The sequence below is a fragment of the Marinobacter psychrophilus genome (assembly GCF_001043175.1).
In the GTDB taxonomy this organism is placed as follows: Bacteria; Pseudomonadota; Gammaproteobacteria; order Pseudomonadales; family Oleiphilaceae; genus Marinobacter; species Marinobacter psychrophilus.
Map to the genome: position 1 here is coordinate 631,738 of NZ_CP011494.1, position 24,825 is coordinate 656,562.

24 protein-coding genes are annotated in these 24,825 nt (G+C 54.3%); 15 read left to right on the forward strand and 9 right to left on the reverse strand.

The genetic code is table 11. The annotated features are described in order from the left end of the window. Positions 1-26: 26 nt before the first annotated feature. Positions 27-731 carry a YggS family pyridoxal phosphate-dependent enzyme gene (locus tag ABA45_RS02780; protein ID WP_048384253.1) on the reverse strand — a complete coding sequence of 235 codons (705 nt, stop codon included), beginning with the start codon at positions 729-731 and terminating at the stop codon, positions 27-29. 136 nt (positions 732-867) lie between these two features. On the opposite strand from ABA45_RS02780, the gene ABA45_RS02785 reads away from it, so the two are divergent. From ABA45_RS02785 to ABA45_RS02795, 3 genes are all read left to right on the forward strand, one after another. Further along, a complete protein-coding gene (locus tag ABA45_RS02785) occupies positions 868-1,902 on the forward strand; it encodes a type IV pilus twitching motility protein PilT (protein WP_048384254.1) in 1,035 nt (344 codons plus the stop codon). A 73-nt stretch (positions 1,903-1,975) separates the two neighbouring features. After that, positions 1,976-3,097, forward strand: a complete 1,122-nt coding sequence (locus tag ABA45_RS02790) for a PilT/PilU family type 4a pilus ATPase (protein ID WP_048384255.1) — start codon at positions 1,976-1,978, stop codon at positions 3,095-3,097. 118 nt (positions 3,098-3,215) lie between these two features. Beyond that, the gene (locus ABA45_RS02795; protein ID WP_084708264.1) at positions 3,216-4,646 is read left to right on the forward strand and encodes an OmpP1/FadL family transporter; all 1,431 of its coding nucleotides are present in this window, start codon (positions 3,216-3,218) and stop codon (positions 4,644-4,646) included. A gap of 33 nt (positions 4,647-4,679) precedes the next feature. Here the strand turns inward: ABA45_RS02795 and ABA45_RS02800 are convergent, their stop codons facing one another. Beyond that, a complete protein-coding gene (locus tag ABA45_RS02800; RefSeq protein WP_048384256.1) occupies positions 4,680-5,045 on the reverse strand; it encodes a hypothetical protein in 366 nt (121 codons plus the stop codon). 306 nt (positions 5,046-5,351) lie between these two features. Further along, complete coding sequence (gene polA, locus ABA45_RS02805; protein WP_048384257.1) at positions 5,352-8,162, reverse strand: DNA polymerase I; 2,811 nt, start codon at positions 8,160-8,162, stop codon at positions 5,352-5,354. A gap of 101 nt (positions 8,163-8,263) precedes the next feature. On the opposite strand from polA, the gene ABA45_RS02810 reads away from it, so the two are divergent. Next, entirely contained in the window at positions 8,264-8,599 is a 336-nt protein-coding gene (locus ABA45_RS02810; protein WP_014869857.1) for a DUF2782 domain-containing protein, read from the forward strand. A gap of 144 nt (positions 8,600-8,743) precedes the next feature. Further along, positions 8,744-9,250 carry a hypothetical protein gene (locus tag ABA45_RS02815; protein ID WP_048384258.1) on the forward strand — a complete coding sequence of 169 codons (507 nt, stop codon included), beginning with the start codon at positions 8,744-8,746 and terminating at the stop codon, positions 9,248-9,250. A gap of 80 nt (positions 9,251-9,330) precedes the next feature. Here ABA45_RS02815 and ABA45_RS02820 read toward each other — a convergent pair whose 3' ends face one another. Beyond that, on the reverse strand, positions 9,331-9,957 hold the full coding sequence (locus tag ABA45_RS02820; RefSeq protein ID WP_048384259.1) for a DUF4124 domain-containing protein: 627 nt from the start codon (positions 9,955-9,957) through the stop codon (positions 9,331-9,333). 3 nt (positions 9,958-9,960) lie between these two features. Further along, the gene (gene pyrE / locus ABA45_RS02825; RefSeq protein WP_014869860.1) at positions 9,961-10,599 is read right to left on the reverse strand and encodes an orotate phosphoribosyltransferase; all 639 of its coding nucleotides are present in this window, start codon (positions 10,597-10,599) and stop codon (positions 9,961-9,963) included. Positions 10,600-10,679: 80 nt separating this feature from the next. Between pyrE and ABA45_RS02830 the strand changes: the two genes are divergently transcribed. Beyond that, positions 10,680-11,486 carry an exodeoxyribonuclease III gene (locus ABA45_RS02830; RefSeq protein WP_048384260.1) on the forward strand — a complete coding sequence of 269 codons (807 nt, stop codon included), beginning with the start codon at positions 10,680-10,682 and terminating at the stop codon, positions 11,484-11,486. Positions 11,487-11,570: 84 nt separating this feature from the next. On the opposite strand, the gene rph is transcribed toward ABA45_RS02830, so the two are convergent. After that, positions 11,571-12,287 carry a ribonuclease PH gene (gene rph / locus ABA45_RS02835; RefSeq protein ID WP_048384261.1) on the reverse strand — a complete coding sequence of 239 codons (717 nt, stop codon included), beginning with the start codon at positions 12,285-12,287 and terminating at the stop codon, positions 11,571-11,573. A 231-nt stretch (positions 12,288-12,518) separates the two neighbouring features. Between rph and ABA45_RS02840 the strand changes: the two genes are divergently transcribed. Further along, positions 12,519-13,385 carry a YicC/YloC family endoribonuclease gene (locus tag ABA45_RS02840; RefSeq protein WP_048384262.1) on the forward strand — a complete coding sequence of 289 codons (867 nt, stop codon included), beginning with the start codon at positions 12,519-12,521 and terminating at the stop codon, positions 13,383-13,385. A gap of 70 nt (positions 13,386-13,455) precedes the next feature. Next, positions 13,456-14,145 (forward strand): 2OG-Fe(II) oxygenase, encoded by a 690-nt coding sequence (locus ABA45_RS02845; protein ID WP_048384263.1) that lies wholly within the window; start codon positions 13,456-13,458, stop codon positions 14,143-14,145. Between the two features lie 19 nt (positions 14,146-14,164). Here ABA45_RS02845 and ABA45_RS18405 read toward each other — a convergent pair whose 3' ends face one another. Together ABA45_RS18405 and ABA45_RS02850 are read right to left on the reverse strand one after the other, a co-directional pair. After that, a complete protein-coding gene (locus ABA45_RS18405; RefSeq protein ID WP_084708265.1) occupies positions 14,165-14,314 on the reverse strand; it encodes a DUF2256 domain-containing protein in 150 nt (49 codons plus the stop codon). After that, entirely contained in the window at positions 14,314-15,816 is a 1,503-nt protein-coding gene (locus tag ABA45_RS02850) for a cryptochrome/deoxyribodipyrimidine photo-lyase family protein (RefSeq protein WP_084708266.1), read from the reverse strand. The genes ABA45_RS18405 and ABA45_RS02850 overlap by 1 nt, the downstream gene beginning before the upstream one ends. A gap of 234 nt (positions 15,817-16,050) precedes the next feature. Here ABA45_RS02850 and ABA45_RS02855 point away from each other — a divergent pair, with 234 nt between their 5' ends. From ABA45_RS02855 to ABA45_RS02875, 5 genes are all read left to right on the forward strand, one after another. Next, the gene (locus ABA45_RS02855) at positions 16,051-16,890 is read left to right on the forward strand and encodes a HalD/BesD family halogenase (protein WP_048384265.1); all 840 of its coding nucleotides are present in this window, start codon (positions 16,051-16,053) and stop codon (positions 16,888-16,890) included. A gap of 152 nt (positions 16,891-17,042) precedes the next feature. Beyond that, a complete protein-coding gene (gene gmk, locus ABA45_RS02860) occupies positions 17,043-17,687 on the forward strand; it encodes a guanylate kinase (protein ID WP_048388623.1) in 645 nt (214 codons plus the stop codon). An 83-nt stretch (positions 17,688-17,770) separates the two neighbouring features. After that, a complete protein-coding gene (rpoZ, locus tag ABA45_RS02865) occupies positions 17,771-17,983 on the forward strand; it encodes a DNA-directed RNA polymerase subunit omega (RefSeq protein WP_048388625.1) in 213 nt (70 codons plus the stop codon). 158 nt (positions 17,984-18,141) lie between these two features. Continuing rightward, positions 18,142-20,265, forward strand: a complete 2,124-nt coding sequence (locus ABA45_RS02870) for a RelA/SpoT family protein (protein ID WP_048384266.1) — start codon at positions 18,142-18,144, stop codon at positions 20,263-20,265. Between the two features lie 100 nt (positions 20,266-20,365). Beyond that, complete coding sequence (locus ABA45_RS02875) at positions 20,366-20,752, forward strand: Rid family detoxifying hydrolase (RefSeq protein ID WP_048384267.1); 387 nt, start codon at positions 20,366-20,368, stop codon at positions 20,750-20,752. On the opposite strand, the gene ABA45_RS02880 is transcribed toward ABA45_RS02875, so the two are convergent. Then, entirely contained in the window at positions 20,749-21,627 is an 879-nt protein-coding gene (locus ABA45_RS02880) for an NAD-dependent epimerase/dehydratase family protein (protein WP_048384268.1), read from the reverse strand. The two genes, ABA45_RS02875 and ABA45_RS02880, sit on opposite strands and share 4 nt — an antisense overlap. Positions 21,628-21,701: 74 nt before the next feature. Between ABA45_RS02880 and ABA45_RS02885 the strand changes: the two genes are divergently transcribed. Then, positions 21,702-22,658, forward strand: coding sequence for a LysR substrate-binding domain-containing protein (locus ABA45_RS02885; protein ID WP_048384269.1), 957 nt, complete (start codon positions 21,702-21,704; stop codon positions 22,656-22,658). 7 nt (positions 22,659-22,665) lie between these two features. Continuing rightward, a complete protein-coding gene (gene recG / locus ABA45_RS02890; protein WP_048384270.1) occupies positions 22,666-24,741 on the forward strand; it encodes an ATP-dependent DNA helicase RecG in 2,076 nt (691 codons plus the stop codon). Positions 24,742-24,825 lie beyond the last annotated feature (84 nt).

The following is a 24,825-nucleotide window of genomic DNA, read 5'->3' on the forward strand; positions in this document are numbered from 1 at the left end:
ACAGATCATAACAGGAACCGATGTTTTCAGCTCTTTTGCTGGCGTGGACCAAACACCGCTGTGCCTACCCTTACCCAGGTCGACCCCTCGCCAATGGCCAGCTCCAGATCGTCAGACATGCCCATAGACAAGGTGTCCAGGGGCCCGGCGCCGGGCTGATCCTGGCGCAACTGGATCAAGGCATTGTTCATGGCCCGAAAGCTTTTGCGTAATGCAACTTCTCCGCGCTCTGGGTCTGGAATCGCCATAAGCCCGCGCAATGTCAGCTGCGGCAGTTCGGCAATCGCGGCTACCAGCGCTGGCAATTCGTTCAGCGAGCAGCCGGATTTGCTGGGTTCATTATCAATATTAACCTGTAGGCAAATATTCAAGGGGGGCAAAGCAGTGTCGCGCTGGTCGTTTAGGCGGCGGGCTATTTTCAGGCGTTCAACACCGTGTACCCAGCAAAACGCAGACGCTATCTGTGCGGTTTTATTGGATTGAATCGGCCCTATGAAATGCCAGCGTAACTCTGGTATATCCTGCAGGTTCGCTATCTTATCCAGCGCCTCTTGCAGATAGTTTTCACCGAAATCCTGCTGGCCTGCTGCTACGGCCTCACGCAACTCGTCCGCCTGGCGGGTTTTACTAACCGCCAACAAGCGCACAGAATGAGGTTTTCGACCTTTTTCTAGTGTTGCTTTCTCGATACGCTGGGTTACGCTATTGATGTTGTCTGCTATGCTGCTCATGGTGTGAAATCGCTCTGCTTGTACAGCTTAAGGTAGCTTACACGTTACCTGCAGGTCACTGAAATGCCAAGTGATCACCGGTTTTGATAGGCCGGTTACGGCAGCCGGCGAAAAAGAAAAACTCCCGGGGTACTCTATGGATATTACTGAACTGCTTGCCTTCTCGGCGAAACAGGGTGCGTCGGACTTGCACCTTTCTGCTGGCTTGCCGCCGATGATTCGTGTGGACGGTGATGTACGCCGTATCAACCTGCCGCCTTTGCCTCATAAGGAAGTGCATGGCCTGATTTACGACATCATGAATGATAAGCAGCGTAAAGATTACGAAGAGTTCCTGGAAACCGACTTCTCGTTCGAAGTGGCGGGGGTTGCCCGCTTCCGGGTCAACGCCTTTAACCAGAATCGCGGTTCCGGTGCGGTGTTCCGGACCATCCCGTCGAAGGTGCTGACCATGGAAGACCTGGGCATGGGCCAGGTCTTCAAAGACATTTGCGCGGTGCCACGGGGCTTGGTTCTGGTAACTGGGCCCACCGGTTCTGGCAAGTCGACCACGCTGGCGGCCATGGTAGACCACATCAACGACCACCGTTACGAACACATATTGACCATTGAAGATCCCATTGAGTTCGTGCACGAATCAAAAAAGTGTCTGGTTAACCAGCGCGAAGTGCACCGCGACACCCTAGGCTTTAATGAAGCACTGCGCTCGGCGCTGCGGGAAGACCCGGACATTATTTTGGTGGGTGAACTGCGAGACCTTGAAACGATTCGTCTGGCGCTGACGGCAGCTGAAACCGGCCACTTAGTATTTGGTACCCTGCACACCACCTCGGCGGCAAAAACCATTGACCGGGTGGTTGACGTGTTTCCGGCCCAAGAAAAATCCATGGTGCGGTCGATGTTGTCTGAATCCTTACAGGCGGTTATCTCGCAAACCCTGATGAAGAAAATGGGCGGCGGGCGTATTGCTGCCCACGAAATCATGATTGGCACCTCGGCTATTCGCAACTTGATACGTGAAGACAAAATCGCGCAGATGTATTCGTCGATACAGACGGGCGGCTCGCTGGGCATGCAGACCCTGGACCAGTGTATGGAACGCCTGTTGCAAAAGGGTCTTATCTCACGCGAACAAGCGCGTTTGAAAGCAAAAATGCCCGATGCCTTTTAATCTGGACAGGATCTTCTCCAGCTGAGACAAAACGACTCGGGCGCGTGGGCGCACCCACAAAAAGGTGATGAAGATGGAATTTGAAAAGCTACTGCGGCTGATGGTTGAGAAAGGCGGCTCGGACTTGTTCATTACCGCCGGCGTTGCGCCCAGTATGAAAGTGAACGGTAAGGTGTGGCCTGTCACAAAGACTGCCCTCACACCCGATATGACTCGCGAGTTAGTTTACGGCGCCATGAGCGACAAGCAACGCGCTGAGTTTGATGAAACTCACGAGTGCAACTTTGCCATCAGCGCCCGTGGCATTGGTCGCTTTCGGGTTAGTGCGTTTTTCCAGCGTAATCAGTGCGGTATGGTGCTGCGTCGTATTGAAGTAAAGATACCGGAAATTGACGATCTTTCACTGCCCAACATCGTCAAAGAGTTGGCTATGACCAAGCGCGGGCTGATCATGTTTGTCGGCGCCACCGGTACAGGAAAATCTACCTCGTTGGCTGCGATGATTGGCTTCCGCAACCACAACAGCCGCGGCCATATCATTTCTATTGAAGATCCGATTGAGTTTATCCACCAACATCAGGGTTGCATTGTGACCCAGCGCGAAGTGGGCATAGACACCGACAGCTTTGAGGTGGCGCTGAAAAACACCCTGCGCCAGGCGCCAGATGTGATTTTGATTGGTGAGGTGCGAACCCGCCAGACCATGGAATATTCGGTACAGTTCGCCGAAACCGGTCACTTGTGCCTGGCGACTCTGCACGCCAACAACGCCAACCAGGCTCTGGACCGGATTATCCAGTTTTTTCCGCCCGAACAGCACGGCCAAATCTGGATGGACCTGTCGCTGAATCTGCGTGCCATTGTGGCGCAGCAACTGGTGCCCACGCCAGACGGCAAGGGCCGGAAAGCGGTTATTGAAGTGCTGATCAATACCCCGCTGGCGGCCGACCTGATTCGCAAGGGCGATGTGCACAAGCTTAAAGATCTGATGGCTAAATCCAACGAAATTGGCATGCGCACTTTTGATCAGGCGCTGTATGAGCTGTATTCCGAAGGTTCAGTGACTTATGAAGATGCTCTGGCACATGCCGATTCAGCCAACGATTTGCGTTTGATGATAAAGCTTGGAACCGACGCCCAAGGGGCGGACAAGTTGTCGTCTTCGGTGGACAAGCTGACCATTCAGCAGGATTAAAGCACTCACAAAAATGTATTGAAGAATGTGTTATAAGCAATTGATGACAATTGCAATTGTGACGGCCGCAACCACCTGAGTATACTCCGGCCGTTCATAATCAGGAGTCATCAATAAAATGAAATCGACCCGTCTTGCCCTTGCTATCCGCCTGACCACTCTGGCTGTCATCGCAGCGCCCGCGACTGTCTATGCCGGTGGTTTTTCCCTTAACGAGCAGAGCGCCAGCGCGATGGGCGTGGCGAATGCGGGTGCGGTAGCAAATCCGGAGAACGCATCCACGGTGTTTTTTAACCCGGCGGGTATGAGCCAGTTAAAAGGCACCAATATGTCATTTGGTGTGGCTGTTCTGGATATTGATGCTGAAGCTAAAAGAGGCAGCACTATTGCGACGGACGCATTAGGCGATCCAGTTAAGGGCTCGGGCGGTGGCGATATTGCCGGCTTGGCCGTGCTGCCCAACTTTTTTATGACTCACGAAGTGAATGACTCTATCGATGTGGGTTTTGGTATCCATGCCCCTTACGGGTTGGCGGCGGACTACGATGACGATTTTTCTGGCCGCTACTTTGCCGATAAAACCGAGCTAACAGCGATTTCTTTTACCCCTACTATCGCTCTTAATAATGGCAAAGGTCTGTCAATGGGCCTGGGCATCAACATCATGTATGCCGAAGCTCGGCTGACAAAGTTTCAAGATATTAGAGCAGGGTTTGCAGCGCAAACTAGTGACGCCACGGCTCGCATGCTGGCAGAAAACTACGAAGCGGCTTACGGGGCGCCCTATTCTGATGTTAACGGCGATGATATTGCCGTTAACTTTCGCGTTGGCTTTTTGTATGAACTATCTGACCGAACTCAATTTGGCCTGACGGCACAAACCGGAACCGAGTTCGAGTTGAAAGGCGATGCCGAAATAAGTGGTTTTCCCGAGCCGCAAGCGCCAGGCGTATTTGTGCCGATCACGATGAAAGAAGGGGCCAATGTGCCGCTGGCTATCCCGGAGAGCATTACCGTAGGTGCTCGCCATCAGCTGAACGATTCAGTGACCCTGCTTGCAGGCGCCACTTACGCGCGCTGGAGCCGGTTCGAAGGCCTTGACGTGTTCAGCACGGAAGGTGACGGTGGCCAGATATCTCAGGCTCTTGGGCGTACAGGTGATCAACCGCTCAGTCACGTGACTGAAAAATGGCAGAATACCTGGCAGTTCAACGTTGGTGGAATCTGGCAAGCTACGCCTACATGGGCGTTCAAGGCTGGCTACGCGTGGGATGAGTCGCCGGTCGACGAATTCGTAACCGCCCGCGTTCCTTCATCCGACCGTCATTGGCTAACACTGGGTACGCAGTGGAAAGACGCGCAAAGCGGCTGGACGGTGGACGCCGCCGTTGGCACGTTGTTGTTCACAGACGATCCAAAGATTGACGAGTTCGTTTATCAATATGATGCCCCCAGTCAGAAAGATCCGGCCGCGCGCGATTCAAACTACAAAGGCGAATACGAGCTCGACGCCTGGAGTGCCTCGGTGCAAGTCAGTAAAGCCTTTTAACGACTGATTTCAAAAAAATAAAAGCAGACTGGTTTAACCTAGTACCTGTCCGCGGTAGATAATTTTTTTCTTCCGCGATAGGTCCGCTTCTTGGCCTGCTCCCGTTATCCTGGCTACTTCTGTGTCATCGATAATGTCTATTCCCCGATAGATTTTTTTGGAGTGTTCCTCCGTTTTCATTCTCAGTTCCGGCACCTGGGCCAGCAGGCACTCCCAGGTATCGACTAACGTCTGGGAACTGCTTTTACCGGCATAGGCTGCTAAATGCTGCTCTAGGTGTTCTTCTGTCAGATGCAGTTGTACTCCAAATTCGGATCTAATTAGTCGGCGGCACTGATAAACAAGTTTTAGCAGGTTGCGGTCAAGTAACCAGCTGCGCTCACGGGTTAGAGATGTCATTTTCAGGTACCGTTATGGGTGTCACAACATGGGCGCCACCGGTGCGATGGTGAGCAGGCGACGATCGACTTGAAAGAGGCAGCGAATTTCGTGCCATTCCGGAGTCTGAGGCCAAGGCGGGGGGTTGAGTGCGGAAGAGCGGGGGTTTGTAAAGTTTTACGATGCAAATGCGCACAATTTCAGTGCGCGAGCGGCTGAAAATGCCCCAAGCTGGGTTGTCTATTGTAGCTCCCCCGGCTGGGGGAGCTTTCAGGGAGAAGCCCCCTTTTGAGGCTCGGTAGGTTTACTAGTTAGCCAGAAAGAGTACTAGTGTGCTTGGTCCCAGTTATCACCCACGCCAGCCTCTACCAGCAAGGGCACAGCGAGTTCCGCAGCGCCCGACATGCGCTTGATCAGTCCTTCGCGCACTGCTTCTACCACTTCTTCTTTTACTTCGACGATCAGTTCGTCGTGCACCTGCATGGTCATGCGGGCGCTGTCCGGGTATTCGGCCAGCAGCCAGCGCTCCACTTCAATCATCGCGAGCTTGATAATGTCGGCAGCGGTACCTTGCATGGGCGCGTTAATCGCGGTGCGCTCGGCTGCTTGCTGCAGTTGCTTGTTGCGGGTGTTGATCTCAGGCAGGTACAAGCGCCGGCCAAACAGAGTTTCCACGTAGCCGTCTTCATGGGCCTGTTTGCGAATCTTGTCCATGTATGTCAATACGCCGGGGTAACGCTCAAAGTAGCGGTCGATGTATTGCTGGGCTACTTTACGCTCGATATCCAGTTGCCGCGCCAGGCCAAACGCCGACATGCCGTAAATCAGTCCGAAGTTGATGGCTTTAGCGCTACGCCGCTGGTCGCTGTTTACTTCTTCCAGTGTTACCCCGAACACTTCCGCTGCGGTGGCTTTGTGAATGTCTTCGCCCTTGGCAAACGCGGTTAGCAGGCCTTTGTCTTCCGACAGGTGCGCCATAATGCGCAGTTCAATCTGGGAGTAGTCTGCTGCTAGCAGCTTGTAGCCTTTCTCGGCGACAAACGCCTGGCGAATGCGTCGGCCTTGCTCGCTGCGAATGGGTATGTTCTGCAGATTGGGCTCTGACGATGACAGGCGCCCGGTGGCCGTGACTGCTTGATGGTAAGACGTGTGCACGCGTCCGGTGCGATGGTGGATCAGCTCTGGCAGGGTGTCTGTGTAGGTGGATTTGAGCTTGCTCAGGCTGCGGTGTTCCAGCAAAAGCCTTGGCAGTTCGTGGCGGTGGGCCAGTTCCTGCAGCACCGGTTCGGCCGTTGAGGGCGCACCTTTGGGCGTTTTTTTGAGAACTGGCAAACCCAGCTTTTCATAAAAAATAACCTGCAGCTGTTTTGGCGAGCCAAGGTTGAAGGTCTCCCCGGCAGCTTCATAAGCGGCCGTTTCCAGTTCGGCCATGCGTTCAGCCAGTTCCTGGCTGTGCTGGCGTAGGGTGCTGGCACTGATTAGCGTGCCCCTTTGCTCCATGCGCGACAGCACGGGTACCAAGGGCAAATCAATGTCTTCATACACCGACTGCAGCTTACCGGTGGCGGCTAGTTGCGGGCGCAGTGCCTGATGCAATCGAAGGGTAATGTCGGCGTCTTCGGCGGCGTAAGGGCCGGCTTTATCAAGCTCCAGCTGGTTGAACGTCAGCTGCTTGGCACCTTTACCTGCCAGGGATTCAAAAGTTGTGGTTTCCTCGCCCAGATAATGCAGAGCCAAGGCGTCCATATTGTGGCGTGAGGACACCGAGTTCAGCACGTAGGATTGCACCATTGTGTCTTCGGCAATGCCTTCCAGACAGATGTCGTGGTTGGCCAGCACGTTTTTGTCGTACTTCAGATTTTGCCCCACTTTTTTATGATCGGGGCTCTCCAGTAGCGGTTTCAGCTGGGCCAGTACCGTGTCGCGGTCCAGCTGTTCGGGCGCGCCCATGTAGTCGTGGCAAAAGGGCACGTAGGCCGCTTCAAACGGTTGCACCGCAAATGAAACGCCAACCACCTCTGCAGCCATATATTTCAGGCTGGTGGTTTCGGTGTCAAAGGCAAACAGCTCTGCGGCGTTCAGGCGCTCTACCCATTCATCCAGTTCTGCCTGGTCGGTAATAATGCTGTAGTGCTTGTCGCGGGACTGAGCGGGTTCAGGCGGGCTGCTTTGATGTGCGGCGCTCTGATTAGACGCGCTTTGATCTGACTCGCTTTGATCAGATGTACCTGGGTCAGCACCGGATTGCGCAGCGGCAGGGCCTTTTGTTTGGTCGCCTAGGCTTTCAAGCTCGTTTATCCAGCTGCGCAATTCGTATTCGCGGAACAGCTCAAGCAGGGCGCTGTTGTTCTGCTCCCGTTCCTGAAGATCTTCCAGCCCGAACGCCAGTTCTACGTCCAGTTTGATGGTGGCTAGTGTCCGGCTCAGGGGTAGGGTTTCCCTGGCATCCCGAAGGTATTCCCCAACCTTGCCTTTGACCTTATCGGCGTTGGCCATCAGATTGTCAATGTCGCGGTATTCCTGCAGCCACTTTACCGCGGTTTTCGGGCCGCATTTGTTTACGCCGGGTATGTTATCGACTTTGTCGCCCACCAAGGCCAGGTAATCGATGATCTGTGCCGGTGTTACGCCGAACTTTTCTTCAACGCCGGCGGCGTCCATGTGAGTGTTGGTCATGGTATTGATCAGGGTCACGTGTGGGCTTACCAGCTGCGCCATGTCTTTATCTCCCGTGGACACTACGACATCTATGCCTTTGCTGGTGGCCTCGTGGGCCAGGGTGCCAATCACGTCATCGGCTTCCACGCCATCCACAATCAGCAGTGGCAGGCCCATGTGTCTGACAATCTGGTGAATGGGCTCAATTTGCAAAGCCAGGTCTTCAGGCATCGGCGGACGGTTTGCTTTGTAATCTGCGTAAAGGTCGTTGCGGAAGGTTTTGCCCTTGGCATCGAACACCACCACAATTTTGGAGCCGGGGAAATCCAGATCTATCCGGCGTATCATGGCAATAACGCCCTTGATGGCCCCGGTTGGGTGGTTTTTGCTGGTCATGAGTGGAGGAAGTGCGTGGTAAGCGCGGAAAAGATAAGAGGAACCGTCTACAAGAACCACGGGTGGAGTGTGTTGTTCAGTCATAGCTGCCTGGGCCTGCAATCGTGTTGAAGCATGGGTTGCCTTGTGTAACCTTAATAGTAACAAATGCACCGTAAACAAATGATCAAAAGGGTGTCACGAATATGAAAAGAATCATTTTACCACTCGTGTTGCTGGCCTGGCCGGTTGCGACCGTTATTGCTCAGGAAGCCGGCAATCTAGACGACACCGTTGTGGAAACACCAAAACAGCCGGTGATCATCTCGGATTATCAGCCGTCTAACGCTGGCACCCAGATTGTTATCCGCAGCGGCGAAAAAGAGGTGTATTACGAGTACCGGGTGAACGGCCAGGTGATGGAAATAAAGGTTGTGCCAGAGATAGGGCCGGAATACTACCTGGTGCCTGCCGACGGTGGCTGGGCCCGTGAAAGTGAATCCGGCATGCTGGTGCCAAGCTGGGTGCTATTCCGCTGGTAGTGATGAATGCGTTGTTAACCGGGCTGGCAGAATAATTTGTAAACGATGTTTGGTTTTAGTGTGAACACTCTAACTTTTCTCCTTAACCTGCACCCATCGATCGAAAACACTTTTGATCAAAAAGCGCAGCACAGGAGAATTACCATGGGTGTACTCACCACTTATCAGCAACAGCTTCAGGATATGGTTAACAAAGGTATCGACGCCGCTGAAAAGCAGCAGAAGCGTTTGTCTGCCAAGCCTTTCGATATGGCTGAAAAACTTGAAGAAAGCGCTCGCACTCACAGCGTAAAATCCTTGCGTAAGAGCTACTACGGTTACAGCGAAAACGCATTTGACCAACTGCGTGAATTGAACGGCATGGTTGGTGAGTTCACCTCTCAGCTGATCTCACGCGTTGAAAAGCAAGTCGCTGAAAGCGCTGATGTCGTAGAAGAAGGCGCAATCGATGTTGCTGCAACCGCAGAAGACGTAAAAACAGCGGTTGAGCCTACCAAACCGGCGCGCAAGAGCAGCCCTAAGAAAGCCAAAGCCGCTCCTGCAGCTGCTGCCAAGGCTGAAAAGGCCGAAGATAGCAAAGAAGTAAAAGCGGAAGAAGCTGAGCCGGCCAAACCCAGCGACGCGAAAACTGAGAACACAGCCGCTGTCTGATCGCGTTCAACGGCCCGTAAACTCACCAAGAGTGTGGGTTGGCTGAAATCGGCGAATGCCAATAAAAAAGGGAGACTGATTTAGTCTTCCTTTTTTTTGTCGGTCAATTGTTGCAGCCGGCGAATATCTATTTCGTAAATGTCCTGTTGGGTCTGAATGTGTTGGGTCTGGGTTTTAATTTCCTGTTCAATATCCAGTATCTGCGTCTCCAACCGCCGCATTTTCTCCAGAGTCGCCTCGGGAATCTGTCGCCCGGAGCGTTCCAGATCGGCGGCGCGGCTCTGTTCAGCGTTTAACTGCCCGGAGATGACGGTAATATTGCCTTTTTTCAGACGGATCAGCCCTTCCAGCTCGCGAACTTTCCGGTTCATGGCGCTGCGCGCCTGATCTGGGTGACTGAAGCGTTTCAGCAGTTTTCGGTCTTGTTCGCGTTGGACATCGAGGGCGTCTTGGCGTTGTTGCTCGGCGCTGCGTTCGGCCAGTTCCTGTTCCGTTGGGGCGGGCGCAATAATGGTAACGACACGCCCATTGTTGTTAAGAATGTCATAGCCGCGTTGCGTTGCTTCCTGTGGAACGCTGCTGCCAATGACCACCTGGCCGTTTTCATCCGTATACCGGTACATGCCGGCGTGGACCGAAGTGGCACTGATGGCACTGGTGCCAATCAGGCTGAACATGAGGAGTGAAGCGGTCAAGTGTTTTGCCATTCGTTAAACTCCGTAAGATTCCCGGTAGCGCGTCACCGCATCAGCGTGTTGGCCGAAAGCGGGGTTGCGACTGATGTAGTCCAGTACCTGGTCAAGCCCGATAATGCTGACCACGGGTATGCCGAATTGCTGTTCTACTTCCTGGATGGCAGACAATTTGCCTTTGCCTTTTTCCTGGCGGTCCAGTGCGATCAATACCCCGGCCGGTTTGGCACCGGCCTGATGGATGATCTCAATTGCTTCGCGAATAGCGGTGCCGGCGGTAATGACATCATCTATAATCAATACCCTACCGTTCAGTGGTGCACCGACGATGCTTCCGCCTTCACCGTGATCTTTCTTTTCCTTACGGTTAAAGGCAAAAGGTTTATTGTTACCCGCTTTTGCTAACGCCATAGCCGTTACGGTAGCCAACGGAATGCCCTTATAGGCGGGCCCGAAAATAATGTCATAATTCAGAGCACTGCGTTCAATGGCTGCTGCGTAGGCTTGGCTTAACTGTAGAAGATCATTACCGGTATTGAACAGGCCCGCGTTAAAAAAGTAGGGGCTGATGCGACCGGATTTGAGTGTAAATTTGCCAAAACGCAGTACATTGCGCTGTATGGCGAACTCGATAAAATTTTTCTGGTAGTCATGCATAGCGCGGCTTCTAGGGCTGTTGGTCTTTAAAATCTGCTCAAAATCGGTATCATACACACAAACCGAATCAGGGAATACGTATGCGGGTAGTATCAATCAGCGTCAACGGTCTTGAACAGGCTGTTGGAAAAGGTTTTTTTGACTGGATAGCAGGGCAGGATGCCGACGTTATCTGCGTTCAGGACCATCGCATGCGCGCCTACGAGGTTGAAGACCGCCAGCTGGTGCCAGAAGGCTATGAAGCCTATTTTATTGACGGCGAAAACAATGAAGATGGCGGTGTTGGAATTTACACTCGTCACTTCCCCAAAGCCATCATGTATGGCTTTGCGAATGAGCAAGCTGACCGCGAAGGCCGGTTTATCCAAGCCGATTTCGACAAGGTCTCCGTAGCCTGCGTGCTGGCGCCCTGTGCCCTTGGTCTGGAAGACGACCCGATTGGTGGGGATGACCTGACCGTTCTGGATCGTAAAGACGATTTTATGGACGCGTTTGGCGTACACATGCAAAAAACCCTGCGTAAACGCCGGCAGTTTATTGTGTGTGCCAACCTGCAAAGCGCTCATCACGTCACCGATGCCAGTCCGCGCTACCACAAATTGGACGTATCCGGTTTTTTGCCTCACGAGCGGGCCTGGCTAGACCGTCTGTTTGAAGAAATGGGCAGCATTGATGCGTTCCGGGATATTAACAAACAAAGCAATCAGTTTACCTGGTGGCCGGAGTGGGCTGCAGGTTGGCGCAAGCAGTCGGGTATTCGGGTGGATTATCAGATTGCTACGCCAGGTATTCGCAAGACCATTCAAGATGGCTGGATTGACGACGACACGCGGTTTTCCGATCATGCGCCGGTAGTGATGGATTACGACATTGAAATTGGATTTTAGGTTGGCCTTGAACATAGGGGACGGATTTAAAATCCGTCCCCGGTTTGGGCCAAATCTCTGGCCCTCAACACCCTGAGTTTTGAGTTAGCCGTTGAGCGCTTCGTTTTGCAGCGCGAATAACGTTTCAATACCCTTTTTTGCCAGCACCAACATGCTGTCCAGTTCTTCCTGAACAAAAGGTGCGCCTTCTGCCGTGCCCTGGATTTCGATAAAGCCGCCTTTATCCGTCATCACCACGTTCATGTCAGTTTCCGCAACCGAATCCTCCGGATAGTCCAGATCCACAACCGGTTTGCCTTTGAATACGCCGACGGATACCGCGGCAACCATCTGCTTCAGTGGCGATTTCTTCAGGCGCTTTTGTGCTACCAAGAAATTCAGCGCGTCTACCAGCGCTACGCAGCCACCGGTAATGGCGGCCGTGCGGGTGCCGCCGTCGGCTTGAATAACATCGCAGTCGATGGTGATGGTGTGCTCGCCCAGTGCCTTTAAGTCCACCGCAGCGCGCAGCGAACGGCCAATCAGGCGCTGAATTTCAACCGTGCGGCCACCTTGTTTGCCGCGGGCTGCTTCGCGCCCCATACGGCTATTGGTAGAGCGGGGCAGCATACCGTACTCCGCGGTAATCCAGCCCTGACCTTCGCCGCGCAAGAACGGCGGCACCTTGTTTTCCACCGATGCCGTACAAATCACCTTGGTGTCGCCGAACTCGATCAGCACAGAGCCTTCGGCGTGACGGGTGTAGTTACGGGTAATGCGAATGTCTCTGGGTTGTTCGGGGGTTCTGCCACTGGGTCGCATATAAAAGATTCCTGATTGGTTAATGATCAGCGTGTCTGGGCCGCAGGCCCGCTGGTGTAAATGAATGGGCGCGAAGTATAGCACGGCCGTGCCGGCTTCCGACCCGCCAGACCCAAGCAGCGTGGCGCCGCCGCGGAATCCGCTTACTGCGGTTCGCTGCTCGGCGCTCTAGCCTGATAGACTCTGTAAAAGCCTGGCTGATCAGGCCGATAAAACGATGCTGGAGTTATCATGATTCGAAGTATGACTGCCTTTGCGCGCCAGGAAACTCGTGGCGACTGGGGTGTACTCACCTGCGAAATTCGCACCGTTAACCATCGCTACCTGGAGCCGTCATTTCGCTTGCCGGAGTGCCTGCGAGGGCTGGAAAACGATTTTCGCGAACAGCTGCGCAAACAATTGAAGCGCGGCAAGGTAGACGTCAGTCTTCGGCTGCACGCCAGCGACCAGGTCCAACACAGCTTCGCTATCGACGTGCCGCTAACCCAAGCGCTGAACGACGCGGCCAAACGTATTAGCCGGATTCTGGACAACCCTGCCCATATCAGTGCGCTGGACATATTGCGCTGGCCGGGTGTTATGGCAACGCCCGAGCAGGATTACACCGAGGCCAAAGCCGCAGCGACCAGCTTGTTTGAGCAAACCGTAAACGAACTGGTGGCGGCACGAACACGTGAAGGCGAGCGCTTGCTGGCTATTTTGGAACAGCGTCTGGTCGCCATACACGCCCAAGTGGCTGACGTGCGTGAACGTATGCCTCAGCTGCTTGAGGCTCAAGAGCAACAGCTGCGCGAGCGTTTTGAAAAAGCCAAAATAGAGCTCGATTCGGAACGCATAGCTCAGGAAATGGTGATGTTGGCGCAAAAAAGCGATGTTGCCGAAGAACTGGATCGGCTGGACGCCCACGTGGCTGAAGTACGCGATACCCTGGCCAGTGAAGACGCCGTCGGCCGACGCCTGGATTTCCTGATGCAGGAACTGAATCGCGAAGCCAATACCTTGAGCAGCAAAAGCATTGACGCAGGCCTGACCCGCGCCGCGGTGGACCTGAAAGTGTGGATTGAGCAGCTGCGCGAGCAGGTTCAGAATATAGAGTGATGTTCCTTTGGCTTGCGGTTAGCAATAAAGCATGAAGTAAGCTTGGTCTATTGCAGCGGGGAATGAGCGCATGGGTGCACTGGTTCAAGTTGGTGATGACTGTGGCACAGGTGATAGTCGGCACGTTTTTGAGGCTATTGCGGCAGACTTGCTGGAAAAAGGCTACAGCATCAAACCCAACGCTGTACCCACAAACCTGTTAGACGGGCTTTGGCAACAGCTGCGCAGTACGCCCAGCCATCAGTTTGATCCCGCGGGCGTAGGGCGGCAGCGAGCTCATATGGTCAACAATTTTATTCGAAGTGACACCATAAGCTGGATCGAGCGCGAAACGGTTGTGGGCGAGAATTGGCTGAACTGGGCGGCCGAGTTGCAGCAATATCTTAATCGCCGTTTGTTTCTCGGTTTATTCTCTTTTGAAAGTCATTTTTCGCACTATGCGCCGGGTGACTTTTATAAGAAGCACCTGGATGCTTTCAAAGGGCAGTCAAACCGGGTGTTGTCGGTGGTGCTGTACCTGAATCCGGACTGGATGCCGGACGATGGCGGCGAGTTGGCTCTTTATCACAGCGATCATAGCCATCACGGCGAACGGAGTCAGAACGTGCTGAAAGTAACTCCCAACATGGGCACCTTCGTGGCCTTCCTTAGTGAAGAGTTTCCCCACGAAGTCCTTCCTGCCAAGCGAGACCGCTACGCCATAGCCGGCTGGTTTCGCGTGAACACCACCAGCGCCGAGCGGGCAGACCCGCCGAATTAGAACGCCTTTGGTTTGCTTTTTAGCCGGTTTTACCCCGATTACGATTACGTCGGCAGCGTTCTGAACAATGCACTACGTGTTCCCAGCAGCTTTGCCACTTTTTACGCCAGTGGAACGGGCGGTCGCAGGTGGGGCAGGTTTTTTGCGGCAGAGGTTTTTTGGCGGTCATTAGCGTCTTCTTTGATGGAAGTTGTTACTGCCGGGGGCATTTACGTGGCGTTGTAATACCCGCTCGGCTTCCTGTTTTACGTCCGGCCTGCTGCGCCAATCCCACAAGCGATCTCTAGCAGCAGCAGATGCCGGTGCGAGTTCGAACAGCGGTGCCGGGTAGTGGTCACCAATGTGCAGGCCGAACATCTGTTCTTCCATCGGCGTCAGTAACCAAGGCTTATGCAATAAAGTATCTGGCAGCTCTGCCAACTCCGGTACCCATTGACGAATAAATGTGCCCTTTGGGTCTTGCTCTTGCGACTGCAGTACCGGGTTATAAATCCGGATGGTGTTAATGCCCGTGACCCCAGCCTGCATCTGAAATTGCGAATAATGAATACCCGGTTCGTAATCCAGAAACAGCCGCGCCAAGTGATGTACGCCCCGCCGCCAGTCGATATTCAGTAAATGGCACAAAAAACTCACCAGCATGGCGCGCATGCGAAAGTTGATGTAGCCGGTAGCGTGCAGGCAGCGCATACAGGCATCGACCAGCGGGTAGCCGGTGCGGCCGTCTTGCCAGGCTGCCAGGTCGGCGTTTACGCCATCATCTGTGCGGTAGGGGTAAGCCAGATAGCCACGATTCACGGGCCGCTGCTCCATGGCGCATTCGCTTTCAAATTTCTGAATGAAATGGCAGTGCCAGTGCAGCCGCGAGGCAAAAGCTCGCAGTGATCGGTCCCAGCCCGGGGTTTGTCGGTTGGCGCGATACGTCTGATAGGCCTGGCGCAGGCTGAGATTGCCAAAGGCGAAATAGGGTGAAAGCCGCGAACAATGGGTGCGACTTGCAATGGGGCTAGATACCGAGCCACTGTAAAATTGGCCCCGAGCGTTGAAAAAGCTATCCATCCACTGGTTTGCGGCGAGCTCTCCGCCCGCTTGAAACTGCGAATCGGGGCGCTGCCATTCGTGGGGAGGCTGCCAGTCGGGCAGGGCTGTAAGGCGTATAACGCGAAGCTGCCGCAGGTCAGCATTTTGCTGCGGGGCGCCTATTACCTGTTGCCAGTGGCGGTCCCAGCCATCGCGGTTAAACGCTCCTCGAATCACCGCGTTGGTGGCGAATTCCTGCCAGTGTGCGCCCTGCTGCTGGCACCAGTGTGTTATCTTTTGGTCGCGTTCAAAGGTGCTGGCATCGCCGGTTTCTTCATGGCTGAACAGGGTGTGAATACGGTGATGTTGTTGCAGTTGTTCCAGCGCCTCAACGCATTCGCCGTGTACCAGCGTAACGCCGGCCTCACAACCAGCGCGTTTGAGCTGGTTGTTCATATCGCTGATCGACTCAATGATAAAGCGCCAATGGCGCAGGCTAAGGTGCGGGTTCTGCCGCTGTGACGGTTCCACTACGTACAGCAGTAATATTGGCAGCCCCGATTGGCAGGCCACGTGCAGAGGTGAGTGGTCTGTCAGCCTAAGGTCGCGTTTGAACCAGACCACGTTGATCAGTGCTTGCTGAGGTGTCATATCGTGCGTGTTCCGCATACTTTGGATGTAATGCTCACATTAAAATGATGTGGAGTAATGCCATGCAATCCCGAAGTTGTTTTACGTTGCGTTGCGTCAGTCGGGTTGCTGATACGTTCTTGGTATTTTTTACCGAAGGCGGCATTATTTCGCAGCAACCGAAAAGATAAGCCGATAGTAGGGTGTTTATACCCTGTTGTTTCGCCGTGGTTCAAATAAGGAAAGGGTCAGAGTATGTTACACACCGTAAGCGACACTTTGCCCACCTATGCCGATGTTGTCGATCTGACCCGCTATCCGATACACCGGCTGGACAGTGACGAAGGTCGGGCATTAATAAATAACTGTCGCTGCGTGCTGGCGCAAGACGGCTGTTGCACCTTACCGGGTTTTTTACAACCGATTGCGGTTGCCGAAATGGTGCAGCTTGCAAATCGCCTTGAGCGCAGCGCTTGGGTCAGCAACAATCGTCACAACGTCTATTTTGAAGCGTTTGACAACAGCGTCGAACCGCATCACCCGTTAGCCCATCAGGAACGTTCTGCCAAACACGGCATTGCTTACGATCAGATTCCAGACCAGGCGCCACTGCGACGGTTGTACGAGTCAGACGATCTGACGCGTTTTATCGCTGCAGTGCTGGAAAAGTCGGTGTTGTTCCGCAGCGCCGACCCCTTGGACGCGCTACAGATTACCCGCTTCCACCCCGGTGAAGAGTTGGGTTGGCACTTTGATCGCAGCGAATTCTCCGTCACGGTTATGTATCAGCGCGCCGAAGAAGGCGGAGACTTTGAGTACGTGCCGGAGTTGCGCACCAAACAGGATGAGCGACACGACGATGTGACAAAAGTGTTGCAGGGTGATCGCAGCCGAATAACAGTGCAGTCCGCTGCGCCGGGTACTTTGGCGTTTTTTCAAGGCAACTGTGCCATGCATCGGGTTACCTTGGTGAAGGGTAGCTTGCCACGTATTAACTCGGTGCTGACCTACGGCGAGCACGAAAACATGCGCCTGAACGACCTGACGTCGCAGCTGTTCTACGGCCGAACGTCGCCGGCGTCTGCCGAGTTGTAAAAGCCGGCGATGCGCGGTGAAACTGAGGTGACTTGATTGCGCCAGTAGCAGCAGTTCGGGTGCGCTGGGGTGCGGTGCCGGGTCAAAGGCCGTATAATTTCGTTTTAATGGTTCTGCTGACGGGCCGCCATTTCAGACTGGGAGTTATTTGCATGAGTCATGCCGGAGAGCAGGGCACCCTGTTTATTATTTCTGCCCCCTCCGGGGCCGGTAAAACCAGCCTTGTAGCGCAAATGCTGAAGCACGATGAAAAGCTTGGGGTGTCGGTATCACACGCGACCCGCGCGATGCGCAGCGGTGAGCAGGATGGCGTGAACTATCATTTTGTCAGCCGCAGCGAATTCGAGCTTATGATTGGTGGCGGGGATTTCCTGGAACACGCAGACGTGTTCGGCAACTACTACGGTACGTCGAAGTCATGGGTGCGCCAGGCTCTTATGGCGGGGCGTGATGTCGTGCTGGAAATTGACTGGCAGGGAGCCCAGCAGGTTCGGCGCTTGCAACCAGATTGTGTGAGTGTTTTTATTGTGCCGCCGTCTGCCGAAACACTGCGGCAGCGCCTGATTGGCCGTGGGACCGACAGCGTGGAGGTGGTTGAGAGGCGTTTGGCGGAGGCTGAAGATGAGTGTAGCCATGCCGTCGAGTTTGATTATCTTGTTGTTAATGACGATTTCGACCATGCCCTGGCGGATTTGCTAGCCATTGTTCGCGGTCAGCGTTTGCGTATGAACGTGCAGCAGCAGCGCCATGCTGCGCTTTTGGCCGGGCTTTGCAATCATCGCGGGCTGCACGGGTAAGGGCTTTTACGGTATACAAATTGATCGCCTGGCAGTACACTGGCTGGTCTGCAAAATTAGTCATTCTATTTGTCGGGGAAATCATGGCACGAGTTACCGTTGAAGATTGTCTTGAACACGTTGATAACCGCTTTCAGCTGGTGATGCTGGCTACCAAGCGCGCGCGCCAGATTGCCACCAAAGGTGCAGAGCCAATGGTTCCGCCAGAAAACGACAAGCCGACTGTTATCGCGCTGCGTGAAATCGCTGCGGGTTTGGTCAGCCGTTCGTTACTGACCGAAGACTTAGACGAGTAGTAATAGGGCATTGAAATCTGTCCGCACGGTTTTATAGTGTCACTATAGCAGCGCGCTTTAAGGACTATGGAAGGACCCGAATGCATGCATTCGGGTTTTTTTGTTTCCGGGGATCATAAATAAGTGAGGGCACGGTGTCATCAGAAGCAGCGGTAGACATGTTAACCAGAGAGCTGAGCAGCTATCTGGACACCAATCGCATCAATCAGGTGCGCAGAGCGTATTATTTTGCGGAACAGGCCCATGAAGGGCAAATGCGCAAGAGTGGTGACCGTTATATAAGCCATCCCTTGGCCGTCGCCCGCATTCTTGCTGAAATGCGGTTGGATCACCAAAGCCTGATGGCCGCAATGCTGCACGATGTGATTGAAGATACCGGCATACCCAAAGATGCGCTCGCTGACCAGTTCGGTGAGGATGTTGCTGAGCTGGTGGATGGTGTCAGTAAACTGACGCAGATTGAATTTCGCACCCGCGCCGAAGCCCAGGCCGAAAATTTCCAGAAAATGACGCTGGCCATGGCCCGCGACATTCGCGTGATTTTGGTAAAGCTGGCGGACCGCCTGCACAACATGCGCACCTTGGGCCCCATGCCCTATGAAAAGCGCAAACGCATCGCGACTGAAACATTGGACATTTACGCACCCATCGCCAATCGCTTGGGCATGCATAGCATTTCGACGGAGCTGGAAGACCTCGGGTTCTCGACGATGTATCCCATGCGTTCGAAGTTCATTTCCAAAGCAGTGACCAAGCTGCGCGGCAGCCATCGGGAAATCATTGATGAAATTCGTGGCCGCCTGCACGAAAAGCTGGAAGAGCGGGGCATGCCCGGCCGGATTTTAGGGCGCGAAAAACACTTGAACAGCATTTACAACAAGATGAAGTTCAAGCAGAAATCATTCCGTGAAATCATGGACGTATACGCGTTTCGTATCATTACTGACAACGAAGACGATTGTTATCGAATCCTGGGTGCCGTGCACAGCTTGTATAAGCCCATGCCCGGGCGTTTCAAAGACTATATCGCCATGCCCAAGGTTAACGGCTATCAGTCGCTGCACACCACCTTGTTTGGTATGCACGTGAATATCGAAGTTCAGATTCGCACCGAAGAAATGGAGAACATTGCCAACAACGGTATTGCCGCTCATTGGCTGTACAAGAATGAGCCGTCTAACGGCACTAGCGTAAACCAGGCCCGGGTAGACCGCTGGGTGAAAGGCCTGATGGAAATGCGCGAGCGCGCTGATGATTCGCTAGAGTTTATTGAAAGCGTTAAAGAAGACCTGTTTCCTGACGAAATTTACGTGTTTACGCCGCGCGGAAAAATCATGGAACTGCCCGGCGGTGCCACGCCGGTGGATTTTGCCTATGCCATCCATACCGATATTGGCAACGCCACTGTGGCTTGCCGTATCAACCGTAACCTGGGCTCGCTAAGCCAGCCTCTGCAAAGCGGGCAAACGGTGGAAATCATTACCGCGCCCGGCGCCAGGCCAAATTCGGCTTGGCTCAACTTTGTGGTAACCGGCAAGGCTCGTGGCAGTATTCGTCATGTGGTTAAAAGCGATAAGCATGCCGAGTCTTTGGAACTGGGGCATACGCTGCTTAAGCGTTCTCTGAAGGGCTTTAATACGCGTCTGGGTGACATTACAGAGGCTCAGAAACAGCGGGTTGTGGCTCACAATCAGGTTAACAGCTTCGAGGATCTGATTAGCGAAATTGGCCTGGGCAACCGCATGGCGTTTCTGGTGGCACGCCAGTTGGTGGTGGGCGCGCCCGAAGCAGAGGGTGATGCCCCAGCGGCTAGCGCGATTGAAGAGAGTGGGCGTCAGGGCCCGGTAACCATTTGCGGCTCAGACGGCCTGCTGCTGAAATTTGCCAGTTGCTGCAAACCCATTCCCGGTGACCCGATTGTGGGCATCATGGATTCGGGTAATGGCATGTTGATTCACTCGGATACCTGCTCACATCTGCCAGACGACGAGCAGGGCAGGGCCATGCTGACTGATCTGAAATGGGCGAAGGATATTACCGATCAGTTTTCAGTAGAGTTGCGGGTGGAAATGGAGCGGCAGCGTGGCATTATTGCGGAGATGGCCAATGCAGTAGCAATGGCCGACGGCAATATTGAGCGCATTAACGTGGAAGATCAAAATGCCCGTTTTGGCGTTGTCAGCCTGGTGGTACACGTGACCGGCCGACACCATCTGGCGCGGGTAATGCGACGGGTACGCAATATTCGGGCGGTTACCCACATCAGCCGGGTTCGCTACTAAAGGCACCTAGGTCTCTGTTATCGTAGGTTTGCCAGATTTGACACCCGGCGTTATGGCGGGTGAGGATTTTTATTTATTAACAACAGGGATATAAATAACCATGACCAACAAATCGATTATTGAAACCGAAAATGCACCGCAAGCAATCGGGCCTTATTCTCAGGCTGTAAAGGCTGGTGACACCGTGTACATTTCTGGTCAGATTCCGCTGGTGCCAGAAACCATGGAACTGATACAGGGCGATTTTGCGGCAAACACCCGTCAGGTATTCGACAACCTGAAGGCGGTTTGTGTGGCATCCGGTGGCTCATTGCAGGACATTGTCAAGCTGAACATTTATATGATCGATCTGGCTAATTTTGCGGTTGTGAACGAAATCATGGCCACCTACTTTCAAAAGCCTTACCCGGCTCGCGCAGCGATGGCCGTTGCTGCGCTGCCAAAAGACGTACCCATCGAAATGGAAGCGGTGATGGTGTTGACCTAAGCGCCCTTGCGCTGACCGATCAGTTCACGGTATCCGGCGCGGAAGTCCGGATACCGGAATTCAAATCCGGTTTTCAACAGACGCCGGTTACTGCACAGTTTGCTGCCCACCCGGCTGCCATCGCGAGCGCCCTCTGCCGGTTCTGCGCAATCGGTATGCTGGCGAACCCATCGCACCACTTGATCCAGCCGTATCGGCTCGCAGTCGCTGGCCAGATAGCAGGCCTGCAGGGTTTCACCAGACGCCGCCATGGTGCTTAAATACACCATAGCCCGAACAGCATCTTGCTCGTGAATGCGGTTGCTGTAATTAGAGTGGGCCGGTGGATTCAGCCGCCCATCAATCACTGCTTGCAAAAAACTCTGGCGCGACGGGCCATAAATGCCACTGAACCGGACCACTGTGGCGGCCATGCTGCTGGCCAGCGCGGTCTGCTCTCCCAGCAATACCTGCTGGCCGCTGAACCCGCTCGGCTGCGTAGGGCTTCTCTCATCCACCCAACCGTCATCGTTTTGCCCATAAACCCCGGTGCTGCTTATAAAGAACAGTCGGTTTGGTGTCTGGCCCTGTAATTCCCATAGCAGATTTTCTAGGCCTTTTACATAGGCTGCGTGGTAGCCCTGCTCGGTATAATCCGACGGTGTCAGGCAATAAATAACCTGATCTAGCTGTGGCGGGAGCTTGTCACTCAGGGTTTCCGGTAGGGTCAAATCTGCGGTTATCGGCGTAACACCTTGGGGTAGTTGATCCGTTCTGCGGCGCAGACCAAACACCTCAGCCCCGGATTGCAGCAGCAGGGTGGCAATGGCACCCCCCAGATTGCCGCACCCTGCCAGCAAAATTCGTTGTTTTTTCAGGCCTTCAGCGATTGCCATAGACAATATCAATCCTTATGCTTTGAACCATAGATAAATCAGACACCGAACGTTGTTCAGCACCGGAGCCCGCCATGACTCTTACCGAGTTACGATACGTTGTTACGCTTGCCCGTGAAAGGCATTTTGGCCGCGCCGCGGAGCGCTGTCACGTTAGTCAGCCCACCCTTAGTGTGGCGGTACGAAAGCTTGAAGAAGAGTTGGGTATCCCATTGTTTGAGCGTAGTAAAAGCAATATTCGGGTCACCGAAAGCGGGCTGCGCATTGTTGAGCAGGCGCAGCGGGTGCTGGACCAGGTGGGTGTGATTAAAGACATGGCCCAGGATGGCAAAAACCAGCTTAGCTCTCCGCTAAAGGTCGGAGCCATTTACACCATAGGTCCCTACCTATTTCCGCATTTACTGCCGGAGTTGCGGCGAGCAGCGCCAGATATGTCGTTGTATATAGAAGAAAACTACACCGCGAGTCTGCGCCAGAAACTACGCCATTCAGAATTGGACGCTATTATTGTGGCGCTGCCGTTCGAGGAAGCCGAAGTGGTTACCCTGCCGCTTTATGACGAGCCCTTTGTGGTGCTACTGCCGGCAGATCATCCGCTGACCGCCTGCGATGAAATTACCGCGGAGCAGTTGGCGCAAGAGCAGCTTCTGCTGTTGGGGCCGGGGCACTGCTTTCGCGACCAAGTGCTGGAGTCCTTCCCGCTTTTGGTTGCAACCGTTACCCGGCGCAGGGAAGGCAATGGCCCCACGCTGGTGACCGAAGGCAGCTCGCTGGAAACCATTCGCCATATGGTAGCCTCGGGCCTGGGTGTGACCGTTTTGCCGCTGTCAGCGGCAACCGGTATGCGCTATCACGAAGGTGTGCTTGCGGTTCGGCCATTTGCTGCCCCCGTGCCATTTCGGACCGTAGCTCTGGCTTGGAGGGTGACTTTCCCGCGGCCCAAAGCGATTGACGTGCTGTCGCTGGCGGCGAGCCAGTGCCGGGTTGTGGCAAAGGCCAGTGCCGCTAAACCAGCAGCGGCTAAGGGCTAGGCCGGCGATGATGGCACTGGACGATATACCGGTCACTCAGCTTAAGGGCGTTGGCAACGCACTTGCAGAAAAGCTGGGCAAGCTGGGTATCGCCTCGCTTCAGGATTTGCTGTTTCACTTGCCTCACCGCTATGAAGATCGCACCCGCATTACAGCCATGGGCAGCCTGCGCATTGGCGACGTGGCAGTGGTGGAAGGTGAGGTCATGAAAACCGACATTGTGATGGGCAGGCGCCGCAGCTTGCAGGTCACTCTCAAAGACCACAGCGGCTTTGTCAGTCTGCGTTTTTTTCATTTTAACGCGGCCCAGAAGAACCAGTTTGCCGACGGCACCCAGGTGCGCTGTTTTGGCGAAGTGCGGGCGGGCCGTTCCGGCTACGAACTGTACCACCCCGAATATCAGACCCATCCGACGCCTATGGCGGATGAAGGCAGTGCCACATTAACTCCGGTATACCCACTTACCGAGGGTATTCAGCAGCCTCGGGTGCGGGCTTTGTGCCAGCAGGCGGTAGCGTATTTGAAGCGTTATCCCATTTACGACTGGCTGCCGCCCTGGGTACTGGTGGACTATCAGTTACCGACTATCACTGCCGCAGTAGAACTGGTGCATTCACCACCGGCTAGTGCTTCGGTGGCGCAATTGCTGGAAGGACGCCATCCGGCCCAGGAGCGGTTGGTGATGGAAGAACTGCTGGCGCATCAGTTAAGTCTGTTGCAAGTGCGCGAACAGATTCAGACGCGCCAGGCGCTGCCGTTGCTGCCGCAGGGCGATTTAAGCGAGCGCTTTCTAGAGTCTTTGCCATTTCGCCTAACCGGCGCTCAACGCCAGGTGCTTCAGGAAATCCGCCAAGACCTCACCCAGCCACTACCGATGCTGCGTTTGGTACAAGGTGATGTTGGCTCTGGCAAAACCGTGGTCGCGGCGCTGGCGGCCTTGCAGGCCATTTCAGCGGGCACTCAAGTGGCGTTGATGGCACCCACTGAAATTCTGGCGGAACAGCACTACCAAAATTTTTGCGCCTGGCTTGCGCCGCTGGGCATCCAACTCACCTGGCTGACGGGCAAAGTGAAAGGCAAGGCGCGCGCGCAAGCCATGGCGGCGCTTTCAAGTGGTGCCGCTGGCATTGCTATTGGCACCCACGCGCTGTTTCAGAACGACGTGGCATTCGACCGTTTGGCTTTGGTGATTATTGACGAGCAGCACCGCTTTGGCGTGCATCAACGTCTGGCATTGCGGGAAAAAGGCGCCGCCGGCGCGCTGGCGCCCCATCAGTTGATTATGACGGCCACGCCCATTCCGCGTACGTTGGCTATGAGCGCCTACGCCGACCTGGACACATCGGTCATTGACGAACTGCCTCCAGGGCGCAAACCCATCGAAACGATTGTTGTGCCCGACGGGCGCCGTGACGATGTGGTAGAGCGAGTACGCAATGCCTGTCAGGCCGGGCGGCAGGCATATTGGGTGTGCACACTGATTGAAGAATCTGAGGTGTTACAGTGTCAGGCGGCAGAAGTAAGTGCGACTGAACTCGCCGAACGCTTGCCAAACCTGCGCATCGGACTGGTTCATGGGCGATTAAAAAGTCAAGAAAAAGCGGAAGTTATGGCACAATTCAAGAGCGGTGCGTTAGACCTTCTAGTGGCCACCACCGTAATAGAGGTGGGAGTGGATGTGCCCAACGCGTCGCTGATCATTATTGAAAATCCTGAACGCCTGGGTCTGGCCCAGTTGCATCAGTTGCGGGGCCGTGTAGGGCGTGGCGAACAGGCCAGTTACTGCGTGCTGATGTACCATCCACCGTTATCGCTCAACAGTAAAGCGCGGCTGCAGGCCCTGCGCGACAGCCAAGACGGTTTTGTGATTGCGGAAAAAGACCTTGAACTTCGTGGTCCCGGTGAGGTTCTGGGTACTCGCCAGACCGGCATGATGCAGTTCAGGCTGGCTGATTTCGAGCGCGATCAGCACTGGATTGAAGTGGTTCGTGAAATAGCTCCGCGACTTATGGGCAATAAAGTCGCGGTGCAGGGGCTGGTGCGGCGCTGGTTGGGTGAAAAAACCCGCTACGGTGAAGTCTAAATCTCGTCTGCATTTAATGAAAGGCTACGTTGTTATCCTTAGGTGGGCTACTGTGATAACAGAAGAATGGTAAATACGAGGTTA

Coding starts and splice junctions, on each gene's coding strand:
- ABA45_RS02780 (WP_048384253.1), bottom strand. CDS start 731: ATGAGCAGCATAGCAGACAACATCAATAGCGTAACCCAGCGTATCGAG.
- ABA45_RS02785 (WP_048384254.1), top strand. CDS start 868: ATGGATATTACTGAACTGCTTGCCTTCTCGGCGAAACAGGGTGCGTCG.
- ABA45_RS02790 (WP_048384255.1), top strand. CDS start 1,976: ATGGAATTTGAAAAGCTACTGCGGCTGATGGTTGAGAAAGGCGGCTCG.
- ABA45_RS02795 (WP_084708264.1), top strand. CDS start 3,216: ATGAAATCGACCCGTCTTGCCCTTGCTATCCGCCTGACCACTCTGGCT.
- ABA45_RS02800 (WP_048384256.1), bottom strand. CDS start 5,045: ATGACATCTCTAACCCGTGAGCGCAGCTGGTTACTTGACCGCAACCTG.
- polA (WP_048384257.1), bottom strand. CDS start 8,162: ATGACTGAACAACACACTCCACCCGTGGTTCTTGTAGACGGTTCCTCT.
- ABA45_RS02810 (WP_014869857.1), top strand. CDS start 8,264: ATGAAAAGAATCATTTTACCACTCGTGTTGCTGGCCTGGCCGGTTGCG.
- ABA45_RS02815 (WP_048384258.1), top strand. CDS start 8,744: ATGGGTGTACTCACCACTTATCAGCAACAGCTTCAGGATATGGTTAAC.
- ABA45_RS02820 (WP_048384259.1), bottom strand. CDS start 9,957: ATGGCAAAACACTTGACCGCTTCACTCCTCATGTTCAGCCTGATTGGC.
- pyrE (WP_014869860.1), bottom strand. CDS start 10,599: ATGCATGACTACCAGAAAAATTTTATCGAGTTCGCCATACAGCGCAAT.
- ABA45_RS02830 (WP_048384260.1), top strand. CDS start 10,680: ATGCGGGTAGTATCAATCAGCGTCAACGGTCTTGAACAGGCTGTTGGA.
- rph (WP_048384261.1), bottom strand. CDS start 12,287: ATGCGACCCAGTGGCAGAACCCCCGAACAACCCAGAGACATTCGCATT.
- ABA45_RS02840 (WP_048384262.1), top strand. CDS start 12,519: ATGATTCGAAGTATGACTGCCTTTGCGCGCCAGGAAACTCGTGGCGAC.
- ABA45_RS02845 (WP_048384263.1), top strand. CDS start 13,456: ATGGGTGCACTGGTTCAAGTTGGTGATGACTGTGGCACAGGTGATAGT.
- ABA45_RS18405 (WP_084708265.1), bottom strand. CDS start 14,314: ATGACCGCCAAAAAACCTCTGCCGCAAAAAACCTGCCCCACCTGCGAC.
- ABA45_RS02850 (WP_084708266.1), bottom strand. CDS start 15,816: ATGACACCTCAGCAAGCACTGATCAACGTGGTCTGGTTCAAACGCGAC.
- ABA45_RS02855 (WP_048384265.1), top strand. CDS start 16,051: ATGTTACACACCGTAAGCGACACTTTGCCCACCTATGCCGATGTTGTC.
- gmk (WP_048388623.1), top strand. CDS start 17,043: ATGAGTCATGCCGGAGAGCAGGGCACCCTGTTTATTATTTCTGCCCCC.
- rpoZ (WP_048388625.1), top strand. CDS start 17,771: ATGGCACGAGTTACCGTTGAAGATTGTCTTGAACACGTTGATAACCGC.
- ABA45_RS02870 (WP_048384266.1), top strand. CDS start 18,142: ATGTTAACCAGAGAGCTGAGCAGCTATCTGGACACCAATCGCATCAAT.
- ABA45_RS02875 (WP_048384267.1), top strand. CDS start 20,366: ATGACCAACAAATCGATTATTGAAACCGAAAATGCACCGCAAGCAATC.
- ABA45_RS02880 (WP_048384268.1), bottom strand. CDS start 21,627: ATGGCAATCGCTGAAGGCCTGAAAAAACAACGAATTTTGCTGGCAGGG.
- ABA45_RS02885 (WP_048384269.1), top strand. CDS start 21,702: ATGACTCTTACCGAGTTACGATACGTTGTTACGCTTGCCCGTGAAAGG.
- recG (WP_048384270.1), top strand. CDS start 22,666: ATGATGGCACTGGACGATATACCGGTCACTCAGCTTAAGGGCGTTGGC.